19 protein-coding genes are annotated in these 12,684 nt (G+C 46.2%); 4 read left to right on the forward strand and 15 right to left on the reverse strand.

From position 1 onward, the window contains the following. The first annotated feature begins 226 nt into the window (after positions 1-226). Genes QOS46_RS06620 through QOS46_RS06630 form a run of 3 tightly spaced genes read left to right on the forward strand, consistent with a single transcriptional unit; the run spans position 227 to position 1,564 of the window. Positions 227-631, forward strand: a complete 405-nt coding sequence (locus QOS46_RS06620) for a hypothetical protein (protein ID WP_283608321.1) — start codon at positions 227-229, stop codon at positions 629-631. 13 nt (positions 632-644) lie between these two features. Continuing rightward, positions 645-1,064 carry a helix-turn-helix domain-containing protein gene (locus tag QOS46_RS06625; protein ID WP_283608323.1) on the forward strand — a complete coding sequence of 140 codons (420 nt, stop codon included), beginning with the start codon at positions 645-647 and terminating at the stop codon, positions 1,062-1,064. After that, complete coding sequence (locus QOS46_RS06630) at positions 1,064-1,564, forward strand: hypothetical protein (protein WP_283608325.1); 501 nt, start codon at positions 1,064-1,066, stop codon at positions 1,562-1,564. The genes QOS46_RS06625 and QOS46_RS06630 overlap by 1 nt, the downstream gene beginning before the upstream one ends. A gap of 58 nt (positions 1,565-1,622) precedes the next feature. On the opposite strand, the gene QOS46_RS06635 is transcribed toward QOS46_RS06630, so the two are convergent. The 15 genes from QOS46_RS06635 to QOS46_RS06705 form a co-directional block, all read right to left on the reverse strand. Continuing rightward, the gene (locus tag QOS46_RS06635) at positions 1,623-2,390 is read right to left on the reverse strand and encodes a sigma-70 family RNA polymerase sigma factor (protein ID WP_283608327.1); all 768 of its coding nucleotides are present in this window, start codon (positions 2,388-2,390) and stop codon (positions 1,623-1,625) included. 521 nt (positions 2,391-2,911) lie between these two features. Next, positions 2,912-3,034: a hypothetical protein gene (locus tag QOS46_RS06640; protein ID WP_283608329.1), complete on the reverse strand. Its 123-nt coding sequence runs from the start codon at positions 3,032-3,034 to the stop codon at positions 2,912-2,914. Then, positions 3,027-3,566, reverse strand: a complete 540-nt coding sequence (locus tag QOS46_RS06645; RefSeq protein WP_283608331.1) for a hypothetical protein — start codon at positions 3,564-3,566, stop codon at positions 3,027-3,029. Before QOS46_RS06645 ends, QOS46_RS06640 begins: the two co-directional genes overlap by 8 nt. Next, complete coding sequence (locus QOS46_RS06650) at positions 3,563-6,190, reverse strand: hypothetical protein (RefSeq protein ID WP_283608333.1); 2,628 nt, start codon at positions 6,188-6,190, stop codon at positions 3,563-3,565. Before QOS46_RS06650 ends, QOS46_RS06645 begins: the two co-directional genes overlap by 4 nt. A gap of 128 nt (positions 6,191-6,318) precedes the next feature. Next, positions 6,319-7,356 carry a coat protein gene (locus QOS46_RS06655; RefSeq protein WP_283608335.1) on the reverse strand — a complete coding sequence of 346 codons (1,038 nt, stop codon included), beginning with the start codon at positions 7,354-7,356 and terminating at the stop codon, positions 6,319-6,321. A gap of 14 nt (positions 7,357-7,370) precedes the next feature. Then, positions 7,371-7,997, reverse strand: coding sequence for a hypothetical protein (locus QOS46_RS06660; RefSeq protein ID WP_283608336.1), 627 nt, complete (start codon positions 7,995-7,997; stop codon positions 7,371-7,373). 343 nt (positions 7,998-8,340) lie between these two features. Then, complete coding sequence (locus QOS46_RS06665; protein WP_283608339.1) at positions 8,341-8,781, reverse strand: hypothetical protein; 441 nt, start codon at positions 8,779-8,781, stop codon at positions 8,341-8,343. A 20-nt stretch (positions 8,782-8,801) separates the two neighbouring features. Beyond that, entirely contained in the window at positions 8,802-9,026 is a 225-nt protein-coding gene (locus QOS46_RS06670; RefSeq protein ID WP_283608341.1) for a hypothetical protein, read from the reverse strand. After that, positions 9,023-9,367: a hypothetical protein gene (locus QOS46_RS06675; RefSeq protein WP_283608342.1), complete on the reverse strand. Its 345-nt coding sequence runs from the start codon at positions 9,365-9,367 to the stop codon at positions 9,023-9,025. The genes QOS46_RS06670 and QOS46_RS06675 overlap by 4 nt, the downstream gene beginning before the upstream one ends. A gap of 6 nt (positions 9,368-9,373) precedes the next feature. Continuing rightward, positions 9,374-9,541, reverse strand: a complete 168-nt coding sequence (locus QOS46_RS06680; RefSeq protein WP_283608344.1) for a hypothetical protein — start codon at positions 9,539-9,541, stop codon at positions 9,374-9,376. Positions 9,542-9,546: 5 nt separating this feature from the next. After that, positions 9,547-9,744, reverse strand: coding sequence for a hypothetical protein (locus tag QOS46_RS06685; RefSeq protein WP_283608345.1), 198 nt, complete (start codon positions 9,742-9,744; stop codon positions 9,547-9,549). A gap of 15 nt (positions 9,745-9,759) precedes the next feature. Next, positions 9,760-10,050: a hypothetical protein gene (locus tag QOS46_RS06690; RefSeq protein WP_283608347.1), complete on the reverse strand. Its 291-nt coding sequence runs from the start codon at positions 10,048-10,050 to the stop codon at positions 9,760-9,762. 141 nt (positions 10,051-10,191) lie between these two features. Continuing rightward, a complete protein-coding gene (locus QOS46_RS06695; RefSeq protein WP_283608349.1) occupies positions 10,192-11,646 on the reverse strand; it encodes a DNA primase family protein in 1,455 nt (484 codons plus the stop codon). Beyond that, entirely contained in the window at positions 11,643-11,822 is a 180-nt protein-coding gene (locus QOS46_RS06700; protein WP_283608351.1) for a hypothetical protein, read from the reverse strand. Before QOS46_RS06700 ends, QOS46_RS06695 begins: the two co-directional genes overlap by 4 nt. A 2-nt stretch (positions 11,823-11,824) precedes the next feature. Beyond that, entirely contained in the window at positions 11,825-12,028 is a 204-nt protein-coding gene (locus QOS46_RS06705; RefSeq protein ID WP_283608353.1) for a helix-turn-helix domain-containing protein, read from the reverse strand. A 146-nt stretch (positions 12,029-12,174) separates the two neighbouring features. Here QOS46_RS06705 and QOS46_RS06710 point away from each other — a divergent pair, with 146 nt between their 5' ends. Further along, on the forward strand, positions 12,175-12,645 hold the full coding sequence (locus tag QOS46_RS06710; RefSeq protein ID WP_283608355.1) for a helix-turn-helix domain-containing protein: 471 nt from the start codon (positions 12,175-12,177) through the stop codon (positions 12,643-12,645). The last annotated feature ends 39 nt before the right edge of the window (positions 12,646-12,684 follow it).

Here is a 12,684-nt window from a genome sequence, read left to right on the forward strand (position 1 = left end):
TGTACGCAAAATTTCTTCGTCACACAAGCATTAAATCAAAATTTTCCTTTCCTTGTTCTCTATGAAAATATTCAGAAATAAAAACCATATTGTAATTGTCGCAATACAGTATATAATATTAATCAATAGAATTTTAGAGATTAATTGATTTTATTTTTTGAAAAATTTAAATAACAGTTGCAAATATGACTTATAAGTAATAAAATAGGAATAAGGAAGTGTATACTTGAACAAAATAAAGTACATAGAACGATTAACAAACTTGTTTAATTGTTTTGCTAATGTTTATGTGCATAAGGAGTGTGTCCAAGAAATACTTGAGCTCACAAATCGCACAGGTATGGAGTCGAGATTCCTAAAAAAATTAAAAGAATATTTAGTCAGATTAAAAAATGATGGTCCCAATGCGATTGGCCAAAACGGACTTGAAAATTTGGGTGGTAATGATTGCGCTAATATGTATTCTATGCATTTTGAAAGTTCAAATTACAATTTGCGTATAATCTTTTCAATTACGGACGATGGGACGCTGTTATTGCACACTTTCTATGAGAAATCAGGAAAAAAAGTAACAGAGTATAGTTCTCATCTCCCTGTAGCACAAAAGCGGTTACAACAAATGACTTTCTGAAAAGGAGAAAAATATGTTAAACAACGAATATTGTGTGCCTCTTAATGAACTGCTAAAGCAGATTGCAGGCAATATGAGTATGGCCGAGTTGTCAAAATCCGTAGTTTTAATGGAATTGTCTGAAACTATTGCAAAAAAAAGAAAGGAAATGCGGATGAGCCAAACTGCTTTTGCGGAACACATGGGAGTTAGCCAGGGAATGGTTTCTAAATGGGAAAGTGGAGACTATAATTTTACTATCAACACTTTGTCGGATATAGCCACAAAATTAAATCTGCATTTCATTAATCCATTATCAGATACTATGTGTGAGGATGAGTATGATCAAAAATACACTTTTGATCACGCACTACATCCTGTTATTAAATTTTGTTACACGCCGAATGATGTATCAAAAATTAGTCACTTAGAAGGTGTAGGTGTTGCATCATAATGGACTTAAATAAAATAACTGCTGATCTTGATTTTATTGGCAATTCTATTAAATCAATTAAGGTAAGTAATAATCTAGTAAACCTCGGCAAGGATATAAAATACTCATTTGGTCTTGATGTGAATATTAATAGGCTTGGTGAAAATGAGGATAACGGCTTAATTGGCTATGTTGAATTATCTGTCACAGTAACGGTAAACAGCACCAAAGTCAAGAAATTAAAGTCAAAAATTGAGGTTTTAATAGAAGGATGTTTTTCTACGCCTTCTCTTTCAAAAGAAGATTTTATTCCAATGCTATTTGTTAACGGCGGGAGTACATTATATTCTATTGCTCGCTCACTGATTTTAAACATTTCTGCTAATACGTATCAAAATGGTAAAATTGTTCTTCCAATGGTTAATATGGTGCAGTATTTAAAGGAAAAGATAGAAGAAGAAAGTCAGGCCACTACCAGTAAAGATCAATTACCAGAATCTGCTGATCCTATTATTAATTAACTATTATAATAAAAAGAGCTACACGGAAATAAATCCAGTGTGGCTCTTTTTATTTGTTTTATGATTCTAAAATAATTCTAATTGTTCGGCTTTCCGCCCGTTCAACCAACCTTTCCTCAACACTCCCCCGGTCTTTCCATGAGTTAAAGCCGGTTCCCTGGTACGCCTTGTCATAGTCTGTAAACAACGGACGGAGAAGCCGAGAACAAGATGGCTTACGCAGGCCCCGAAGTCCTTTCGCTACAAGCTGCCTAACCTGCTCGCGAGAAAGTCCTTCCTGCTGGGCGATTGCTTCAAAGGTCATACCTTGATAGTACCGGCTACGGATTGTTTCTTCCTGCTGCTCGTCCAGCGTACCCAGCACCTGTTCCATTGCGCCGTGGAGCTGACGCCGGTACATTTCCTGCTCTGCATCTTCAAAGGCTTGTGCAGCGTTCTCGTCTGGTATGCTGTCTGCTATGGTTACGTCTTCGGTTCCGGGAATTAGCTCATCCAAACTGCCAGCGCAATTCAACAGTTTCGTGCCGGCGCCGCCCCGGATACCAATCAGGGCATTAAAGCGGTTCTTTGCGTGGAAAGAGATATAGGACGTAAACTTGAAGCCCTTTTCTTCGTCAAAGGCTCTCGCGGCATCCAGAACGACAAGGAAACATTCCTGCTTCACATCTTCCAGAGCAACACCAGCGGACGCACAGGAAGTCATGCTGCGGATATAGAAGCGATTGGCAAACTGATAGGCAAGTTTCTTTGTCTGCTCCCACAGAGCCGCCACGGCTTCGCTATCGCCCGACTTGACGCGCAGGGCAAGTTCTTCGTTTGTTTCCATGTTAAGTACTCCTTTGACCCTTGTAAATACTGGTATGTGACCCTAAGAAAGCCTAAGGTAAAACTTCATAATTCTTTAAATTCACGGTTGCAAAGTGTAGCATGAATTGTTGGTATTTGTTCGTATCAAATGCTAGGAATTGATAGGATATAACCCTAGTAAATCACAGTATTATTCGAGCCCGCAAGCCGTACAGATTCCTAACAAACCCTAACATTTAAGCGGCGTACCGGTTGAGAAAATCACGGCTTTAAGGCGAACGTTTTGCGAGCATTTTTTTGCAACGCGTTGCAACGTTGCGTTGCATTTATTCAGCGGTTTAATGACACGATTACGTGCGCGTAAAATGAAACGGCATCCCGACATTTTCGACACCATAAAAAGAGACTATTCGGAGATTTCGGAGGCCATAAAAAAGAAGGTATGGCGAGATTTGTGAGGCCTTAAAAAGAGCCTATTTAGAGATTTTAGAGTTCTAAAGAAAAGAATTAGTAGACACGATACGCGCGCGGCGCTTTCTATCATTTCTGGTCTTTCTTATACGCATTTACATACTCGACCGCCGCCATGACAATCAGGCCAGTGACAGCTAAACACACTACACTGCCCAGCAGGCAGGCCGAGCCAATCAAGATACTAATCATGAGAGCTTCCCTCCTTTCTGCGCTGCAGCTCTAATTCAATCATGCCGGCAACGTGTTTACACCGGTCACGATCATATTCGGGCTTCGGGTTGGTGAAATCTTCGAACCACTCCACAAGCGCATGGATGCTTGAACCACGAATGGCGTCATATGTTCTGCGCTCGTTCAGGTTGTATTTTCGAAGGTATTCTTCAAGTCCGGTTAAAAAATCCACATCAAAGAACTGTTCGAGGATGGTGCCGAAATATGCAAGTCCATCCTCGGTCAGCTTTATTTCTGTCGGACAATCTGCGTCCAGGCAAATTAAAGTGCGTTTTTCACCAACGGAAATAGTTTCGCTTTCGTCAATGATAAGACTTCTTATGAGCGGGAAGTTCTCCGGTTGCCCTGTCTTTAAGCACATGGCACGAAGCCCAATTGCAAGCGGTTTATAATCATAGAGCTGCTTTTGGGCTTCTGCTTGTAACGCTTCCTTAGATGCGGCAAGGGCAGCAAGCTGTTTCAGGTGAAGAACCGAGAAAGAAACAATCAAAACCGACCGCCTCCTGTTGCAAACGCTGTTCCGACCCGGTTGTCCTCTCTACGAATTTCAAGGCGAAGAAGGCTTATCAATGCTCCCAAGTCGCCTTTTGATTCAACGGTAAAATTCGGTGCACCTTGCGAACCGAGCAGATCACCGACTTCCTGCCGAACAATATTGCGAAGCAACCCTTCCGGGGCTTCTATGTTCCGTCCGTTTGACTGATCGCCAAGAATCGCTGCAAATTCTGCACGCGGCGGGATGACCGCGCCGGTGGCAAGGCGAGGAATGGACACCTTTCCGAGCGTCGGAATATCAAATCCGAACTTGATGCCGCCGATTTTGGGAATATTCTTTGGAACGTCAATATGGATAGAATTCAGCGCTTCGATGATCTTATTGACGCCGCCAATGAAGCTGTTTACGAATCCTTCCACCATGCCAATCATTGCGTTGATAGAGCCTTTGAAGCCTTTTTCGATGGGAGATATAACGTGCTCTGTAAACCAGTCCGAAACGGTCTGCCACACACCGGAGATTGATTTCCAGGCGTTGCTTGCTGCGGTTTGTATTCCTGTCCATAGCCCGGCAAAAAACTTGCTGATAGGCTGTACCACGTTGGTGTTCATCCATGCGCCGGCAGAGGCCCACGCTTTCTGAATCCAAACCCATGCGGCGGCACCTGCAGCTTTGACTTGATCCCATAAAGCGGTAAAAAACAAAGATATGGGCTGCACAATTTGAGAATCAAACCATGCGGGGGCAGCGTTCCATGCATTCACAATACTATTCCAACATGAGGCGGCAGCCGCGGAAACAGCATCCCAGTGCTGAATCATGACCACTATAATAGCGATCAAGGCACCTATAGCAACAACAACGATTCCTATGGGATTCGCTGCTAAAGTAACATTGAACACGGCCTGCGCGGTGGCCGCCAAGCTTACTCCATTTCTCAGCATTTCATACGCTGTTATTCCTAATGCCATGGCTTTGGAAACTGCTTCCCAAATCAACATTGCTTTTGTAATAAGATAATAGGCTGTCATCGCACCAACAACCCCTAAAATAACAGGGGCCAGGCCGCTTAAAATATTTTTAAGGCCAGTGAGAACTCCAAGAATGGCGCCGCCTGTCCACGCTCCAAGCGGAACTAAAAAATTATCATACAGCCAAGTTCCCAGAGGTTTTAGAATATTAATTGAGCTATTAAGGGAGATGATTGCTGCCGCCAACCCTTCTAGGAACAGTGGGACTATGTTGTTCATTGTCCACGTTCCCAGCGGCACCAGAACCTTTTCCCAAAACCATAGCAGGCCGGAGCCTACATTTACCGCGAATGGAGCCAGTGCTATCCAAAGATCGTGCAGCGAACTGTTGATTTTGCCCCAATTGATTTTAGACATACCATCGCGTAGGGCGTTGATAAAGCCCGGCAGCCCAGTTCCAAGCGTCCAGCGTCCGACCGGCACAAGAAAGGCGCTATAAAAATCCTGTAAAGCTGACCAAGAGAAGCCGCCCAGCCGCTGGAATTCGCCCCATAACCCGGCAAGTGCAACTTTTGTTGGAATGAGCGCGGTGTTGAGGCCTGCAAAAATTCCTCTGATGGTATCCGCCGCGGCCTGCACCGCCGGGCTGACTGTAACGCCCGCACCAATTTCTTGCCCACCGATGGGATCTATCACTGCGCCGCCGGAAACGTCAGGGGTGGAGACGTCTGCCGCTGAGCTACCGGACGCAGTATCTTGCTGCAAAATGTTCAGTTCGTCAAATCCCGCAAGTGCGCCATCAGCGGCCTTACCGGCCTTTTTGGTTGCGTCGGCAAGCTTGTTCTGTGCCTTTGCGGCGTCATTTGAGGAAGTAGCAATATTGGTTGCGGTGTTCGCCACTGCCTGCTGTTGAGCGGCCTGACGCCCGAACAGAGCCGTTGTGACTTGCGCGAAGAGATTGGCAACCCGAGTAAGGGCGGTTATGATTGCGTTTAGGGAGGGGAGCACAGCAGAAGCTATTGGCAATATCGCTTTACCAACGGCAACCTTTAGGTTGTTAAAATTAAACCCGAGCTGCTGTACCTGTCCGGAGTATGTACCGGCCAGTTTGGCGGCATCGCCGGTCTGGAAGCGGGTTTCCTCCATAATACCGTTGTACTCGGCTTGAATTTTCTGCTGTTTCGTAAGGTCTTGCGTGGAAACGCCAATACTTTTGGCGTAGTCCTCCCACATCTTCGCAACGTTCTTTGTGACGCCGGCATTATCAACCAAGATGCTGTTTTCGTTCTTCAGACCTTCAGTGGCGCTTGTTACGGCGTCGCCAAGGGAGTAACTGGCCTGCCGCCCGAACGCAGCGGAGTCTTTCAGTGCCTGTAATGTGGTCTGGATCTGTGGGTCAGTGTAACCGCGGGAGGCAAGATTTTTATACGCCGTGATGGCGTTCGTGGCCGGAATCAGGCCGTCGGCTGTGTATTGCTGGATAAAGTCCTGCGCGGCCTTAAAACTGCGGCCTTGACCCTCCGTGATGCTCCGCAGACCCATCATGGCGTTGGAAAGTTCCGTTGCGGCGCTTACTGAAGCTTTACCAAAATTGACAACAGCGGCTATTCCAAAAGCGATACCGGCAGCCGCTGCAAGGCCTTTCAAAGACGACGTGATTCCATCTAAACCACTGCTGATTCCTTTGATGCCTTTGTTAAATCCGCTTCCGTCAATCTTGGTGTCAATATTAATACTGCCGTCGTAGCCCATTGCCAATTTGCATCACCTGCCCTTTAGCCGTTCGTAATGAGTGCGGCGATCGGAATAGTTTTAGGATCGAACTTGATTTCCCAGTTCGAAACATCACCGAGCTGCGCGTCAGTAGGAGAACCAGAGAAACCGGAAGAAGGAGGAGTAAAGCTGAATCCATTCGGGTGAAATGTCTTGCGGGTACGGGTATAAAGCGTTTCTTGACCGCCATTAAAAGCAGGGACGCGCTCAATCTCGCTCGGAACGTCCACGCGCCCTTTAGCCGTTCGTATAGCGCCATTACCCAACAGGTAGGTGGTGTACTTGGTCAAGGCCTTATTATCACCACTGCCGCCCACAGGGGCCGCCGGAACGCTATCATCAACAAGAACAGAGTATCCATTCACATGGCCGAGAGCGACGCTGCACTGCAGCCCGTTTGGATCGCTGAATTTCCAGTATTCAAGCACCTGAAGGTTTTCAAGCGTTCTGGCAACGTGGGAATGCATGATTGCGAGGCTGAATATAGACTTGTTATCGCCTGCTGCGCTGGAAGCCACATCGTTTAGATCCGTTACTCCGATCTTGTAAGGTGTCGCGGTGGGAGAAGACAGATCAAAAATATGGCTGTCGTGCCATTTCTTTGCATTGCCGCTTGTCCCGGAAATATTCAAGATGGTATTTAAGATCAATAACAACCGGCCTTGATCCCTTTTCTGCCAATATCGGGCGATATTTGAAGTGATGTTGCCCATCGGGTCCGCACCGGTCAGCTCAGCAACAAAATTGCGTGCGGTGAAGCCAACCGCGCGGCCAAAGACAACACCGGTCTGATAACCGCTGCTGGTTTCGGTAGAATTGATGTCCGTTTCTCCGTCGTAGTTATCCGGTTCTCCGTCCAGCGTTTCATAAAACGGCAGGGTGTACAGATTCCCGCTTTCCTTTATCATTTCTGCAATTACAGCGTCTTCCACCAGGGCGCCGCTGTTCAGCATAACGGTTTTCACCGGATCGGGCTCAGAAGTCCATACAGAATTAAAAATGTCTGCATCAAATGGTAAGCCGAGAAAAGTATCAGCCATAAATCATTCCTCCATTATTCGGGCATATTGCCGCCCTCTGATTTTGTGTACATTTCTTTCATATCGCCCAGCTCGTCGTCGATCGGCTGAACAATTTCATCCCAGTGCTTTTCATAGTAGTCATAGCCGTAGCCCTTCCGATCGAGCGTTTGAGCGGTAAGCATGGATCTGGCAGCAATTACGACCCGCTGAAACTCTTCTTTCTTGTGTGCGGCGTCGTGCGTCAGAATGACTGAAAATCCAGCCCTGCTGGCATACTCCTTAAATGCGCGCTGCATGATGGCATTGCCTTTGTGCTTCTCAATCAGAGCGACAAGCTCGTCCTGTGTCAGAGTAATGCTGCCTTTGAGCAATTCCAGATCCACGTCCAGCTTAGAACCGGCGGGTGTTGCCCAAATATCCACACGGGTATTGAAATTCTGCTGAGTCTCGGCAACGGCATGAACCGCTTCTACCTGGGCATCCTGAAATTCTTTTTGGATTTCAGACATGCGCTGATTGCGATACGTTTGGGTAATAATGTCGCTTTTGAATTTTTCCTCTTCGGCTGCCGCCTGAGAGGACAAGGAAGCTACTTTGCCCCCGAAGGTATCAACCGTACTGCGAAGTTCGCGAATGAAGCTGTTTTTTGCTGCGAACATAACGTTCCCCTTTCAACTTGTTTTTTAGATGCTGCTTTTGACACGCAAAAAAGGCATGAGATCACAGCGGTTAAGCTGTTTTCCCATGCCTTTGAATGGCTGCCTATTGGCGGTACTCTGTGCCTTTATTTATATTTTAAGTATATCAACTAACAGGGGGTATGTCAATCAATTTTCCCGGTAGATTGCGGGTTTTCAGGATTTCTAGTGGTCAGATATACATGAACAAACGGGGGCTTGTTGTCGGTTTTGTGTACTCTTGCCCGGGGTAGAATCTGCCGGGCGGCCTGGAAGAGGGCTGCCGCCGCTTCCTGCTCTTGGGGGTGGTAGGATATAAAAACCTTCATACAAGGTTACCAAGGTCTGCCCCTGTCAAAACTACCTGGCGGCCATCCTTAAATTCGACCACCACATAATCTGAATTGCGAAGCAGCAGAAGAAGGAACGATTCATCCGCATACTGTGCATCTCTCTTTGACAGGAGGCCCAGCTTTGCCGCAGTGAAGAAATTCGCCACTTTGGCAACCGGCGTTTCCTTCGGGTCGCAAATCCAAATTCTGAACAGACTGGCTTCATCAAAAATATTGGTGATCTGGTCGTCGTCGTCGCTGGGATTCGCGGGAAGGTTTAAAACAGCGGCCATAGCCTGCTCGTCCGAAACCTCACCATAAAGATTCATGATGCCATAATAATGGTTGAATTCCTCCTTAGAAATGCAGACGTGATTGGAATAGGAATACTCAACGATATAGCCAGGGACTACCTTAAATTTCTTTGTGTTCATTTTGACTTCTCCTTTAAATTTTATCGACGGCTGCCGCATACGGCATAGGCCCAATTGACATGCTCTGCATACTCGGCTTCAAAATCATCCGGTTCGTGGCCATGCTCCTGAACATAGTAGCGAAGAAACTGCGCGCGGCACTTTGCATTCCAGCTCTCGGCGGTTTCAGGAAGCATTGTAAATGAATCAATCGAGACGCAGTTTCCAGAAGGATATTCTCGGATTAGTACACCGGAATAGTTCATGCTGATACCTCCTTTAACGCCGACCGGCAACCTGCCTCATATGCGCTCTGCAGGGCCCTGCGAAGCAGGATAATGTAACGCTGGGCGGCGCCGGTGAGATTGAACGCGTTGACTTCTTGAAATTGCGTCAAATACTCTTCATCACTCAAGGTATAGAAGTCAGTAGCTGTCCCGCTTTTCCCGTCCATGTACGCTTCTCGAACCATACGCTCGATCTGGATACGCTCACCCAAAGACATAGGGGCTTGCGTTTTTGCGGGATTTGCGGTATTCTGATTATGTTCAAGTGTCTTTGCGCTCTGTACGGTGGCTGCCGTCAGGGCGCTATTTTTTTGTGCCATGAATAATCACTCCTTTTCATTGATTTCTGAAATGGCCGGGACAATGTCGGCAAGGTTGCTGTTCAGTGCTACAAGAGCGCATTCATTGATGCAGAACCATGCACAAGAGTCGCCGATGCAGGGGGCGAATTGTCGCAACGGACAACAAGGATTGTTGTTCTCGGGCGGGATCAAAGTGTTCACCTCCTTTCCGTACCAAAAAATTCTTGCTGCAACATTTCCAGTAAGCAGCAAACATCTTCAATACGCTCCACGGTCAATTTTGCGTATTCATTGTAAGGCACAGCAGGTCGAATATTTCTCAAAGCCTCATTAAGGTAAAGGCCCATGCTGTATATCTGGCCTCTTAAAAAATAGAGCTTTTGAGCTTCGTTCATTGATTTCGCCTTCTTTCAAATTTTCAATTCGCCAAGAATATAGCCCAAATAAGCGTCATAAGCTTCTGAACTTCTGAGCCGTGGGTCTCGAGCGCCCCAGCCAATCAGTTTATTGGAATTTAATTTAGCGGCTGAATATGCGGAATAACGGGCAGCAATGTGCCGGTGTTTCTGCGCTATTGCGTATTGCACAATACTTTTCAGTTCGGGCTCTCTCTCGTAAATCATTTCCATGCTCCACGGAAGAAAATAGCTTGTGACGGGTTCGGGCAGTTCTGAAGCTTTTACTACAATAAGTCTGCTCACGCTTTTACCTCCCTTTCAAAAAAAGTCCAGTCAGAATGCGGGTTGTGCAGGTCAATGCAAATCAATACCTAAAGTCCCCTTATGAGAACTCTATTTTTTATTTTTAAAAAGGTACATATTTACCTGCACTCACCTGCATTTTTAGCCATACATTCGGTATTGATAGTTTGATTCTTGAGGAATTAAACTAAGACCATACCACATAATTCCTTTGCTTTCTTTGCCTGAAAAATACCCGCGCTTTTCTAGTTCTTTTTTAAATATACTTTTGCTTCGCGCATATCCCTGTGTCAATTTTCCCCAATTATGATAGGCATCATATAAAGATTGAGACCCCACGCTCCGCCCTTGCTCGATTACGCAACACTCTTCTAAAAATTCGCCCATCCAGTCATTTTCATTTTCATACATTTCTATGGCCTCTTGGACAAATTCGGGAATTACCAGCTTGTGGCCTCGTTCAATGTAATCGGCTGCTCCCTCAACAATCCATTCCATAATAGCCGGGCCAGCTTTCCGGGCGAGAACATCAGCGTAGTTCTTCACCTCGCTTTTGGTTTCAATTTTGGAATTGAACGGAACCGGCTTTAAACGCCTCCATGCACCGGTGTCAGTGCTGCTCATTTTGGGGAAATGATTCGTGTACAATATGGTGGTGTGGCTTGGCTGGAAGTCCTCAGGATCTTTATACTTTCGTTCGGCGTGAATCTTGTCGGTACTGGCAATCTGCTTCAGCACGGACGCAGAGAGCCGTGCGCCTTCCTCTGTTTCGGCGGCGATAATGAGCCGTTTCCCTTTGAGGGTTGCCAGCTCCGCGCCTTTGTTGCGGTTGGCCGTGGTGAGAATCTCGGCGGCAATCGTCCCTGCATAATCGTTCAGCACGTTTGCCAGCGCATTGAAGAAAGCGCTCTTTCCGTTCTTGCCGTCACCGATAGCGATAATAAGGTTTTCCTCAAAGACCTTTCCCACAGCAGCCATGCCGGCCACCTGTTGAAGAAAGTTCTGCATCTTACCGTCACCGCCACTGATGGTATCCAGAAATTCAGCCCACATCTGCCGCCCCTCACTGCCCGGGCCGCATTTGGTAATCTTGGTGCAGTATGCTTTCGGGTCATGGGGAAGAACCTGCTTGGTACGCAGATCAACCATTCCCGCCGGAGTGTTAAGTAAATACGGGTTCGCGTCCAGCTTGTCCGGTTTTACCTGCATAAGCGTTCGGGCCAGCTTGAGCATAGCCGCTATTTTGGGCTGGTTGCGGGATGTTTTCGCGTGTTTCCGGTACGCCTCGGCAAGGTCAAGCTGCTGCTTTGCTTTTTTCTTCGCCTCGTCATCATTGGTTACCGTGGCAGCTGTCATAGCATCCCCCGCCGCTTTGATTTCTTCGCGGGCTTCCTGCATCATGCGGTCAGTGACTTTCATGGCCAGCCCGGCCGCTTCCAGTTCACCCTCTGTCCACGCCGTACCGTTCCATGTGAGCCAGTCAATAGACTTGACATAGATAGCCTCGCCCCGATTCTCCCGGGCAAATATTCGGGCATTACCGGTATCCGTGAAGTCGGACGGCCTGACGCTGGTGCTGCTGTATTTGGTGGTCAATCCCCCACCCCCTCTTTAAAAATCGCATCGTGGCCGAACTGATGGATGAGGAAGCGGGCAAAATCGTCGGCTGAAATATCAGCGTATTCGCTGCGTTCAGGGTCGATGCTATAACTTCCGTCTGGATGCCGTATCATTGCGGCCTTGACGGGGATATGTAGCATGTCATTTGCCATGGTTACGCCTCTCTTTCAATCAATTCCATTGGGTCAACATTAAGTGCGGCCGCTATCTTGCGTACAGTGGGAACTTTCGCGCTGCCGCCGTTTAGAATGCGAGAAATTGTATTGACAGAAACTTGCGCGACTTCGGCAAGCTTTTTTGAGCTATCTATTCCCGCTTTAAGCATTGCGTAAGCTAATTTTAGCTTATCTATTCTCAAGGTATTGCACCCCCTTTCGATGTATGGTAATATGTGTGTATCAACTTTCTGGTATTTATAATATAACAGATTTCTGGTATTTGCAATGACTTATTATCAGATTTCTGATATTTATCTAAAACCACTAAATATAAAGGTGCGTGTTTATGAAGTTCTATGATATCTTTTATCAATTGTGTCAGCAAAAAGGTGTTACGCCAACGCAAGTTAGCCGCGATATTAAAATAAGGCAATCCACAGTTTCTATGTGGAAAAAACAAGGAACGACTCCAAATGCAAAGACTTTGCAAAAAATCGCAGAATACTTTGGCGTTTCTACTGAACTTTTGCTGATTGAAAACAAAGAGGATTTTCAGCTATATATCGATTCTTTATCACAGACCTTAAATAATCTGAAATCCCAAGTCTATACATCTGAATCTGAATATTCAGATGTAAGCCTTCAATACGATCATGGTGATATAAGTGACGAAAACTTTCTAAGTACATTACAAAGGATTAGGAAAGAAATTGAACAGGCAGAAAGAAGAATTCGACAAATAACATATGAAGGGGATAAGTTTGAAGATATTCAGTTACTCTTAACAGAACCCCACACCCCGCCAGAGAGCGAATAGCCCGCTATGGAAATTTCCCTGTGCGGGCACATCAAATGT

It is taken from the genome of Faecalispora anaeroviscerum, assembly GCF_947568225.1.
GTDB classification, from domain to species: Bacteria; Bacillota; Clostridia; order Oscillospirales; family Acutalibacteraceae; genus Faecalispora; species Faecalispora anaeroviscerum.

Bases quoted from the DNA above. Each gene is read 5' to 3' on its own strand.
- QOS46_RS06635 (WP_283608327.1), bottom strand. From the start codon at position 2,390: ATGGAAACAAACGAAGAACTTGCCCTGCGCGTCAAGTCGGGCGATAGC.
- QOS46_RS06640 (WP_283608329.1), bottom strand. From the start codon at position 3,034: ATGATTAGTATCTTGATTGGCTCGGCCTGCCTGCTGGGCAGTGTAGTG.
- QOS46_RS06670 (WP_283608341.1), bottom strand. From the start codon at position 9,026: ATGAACTATTCCGGTGTACTAATCCGAGAATATCCTTCTGGAAACTGC.
- QOS46_RS06710 (WP_283608355.1), top strand. From the start codon at position 12,175: ATGAAGTTCTATGATATCTTTTATCAATTGTGTCAGCAAAAAGGTGTT.
- QOS46_RS06675 (WP_283608342.1), bottom strand. From the start codon at position 9,367: ATGGCACAAAAAAATAGCGCCCTGACGGCAGCCACCGTACAGAGCGCA.
- QOS46_RS06665 (WP_283608339.1), bottom strand. From the start codon at position 8,781: ATGAACACAAAGAAATTTAAGGTAGTCCCTGGCTATATCGTTGAGTAT.
- QOS46_RS06660 (WP_283608336.1), bottom strand. From the start codon at position 7,997: ATGTTCGCAGCAAAAAACAGCTTCATTCGCGAACTTCGCAGTACGGTT.
- QOS46_RS06700 (WP_283608351.1), bottom strand. From the start codon at position 11,822: ATGGCAAATGACATGCTACATATCCCCGTCAAGGCCGCAATGATACGG.
- QOS46_RS06655 (WP_283608335.1), bottom strand. From the start codon at position 7,356: ATGGCTGATACTTTTCTCGGCTTACCATTTGATGCAGACATTTTTAAT.
- QOS46_RS06625 (WP_283608323.1), top strand. From the start codon at position 645: ATGTTAAACAACGAATATTGTGTGCCTCTTAATGAACTGCTAAAGCAG.
- QOS46_RS06630 (WP_283608325.1), top strand. From the start codon at position 1,064: ATGGACTTAAATAAAATAACTGCTGATCTTGATTTTATTGGCAATTCT.
- QOS46_RS06685 (WP_283608345.1), bottom strand. From the start codon at position 9,744: ATGAACGAAGCTCAAAAGCTCTATTTTTTAAGAGGCCAGATATACAGC.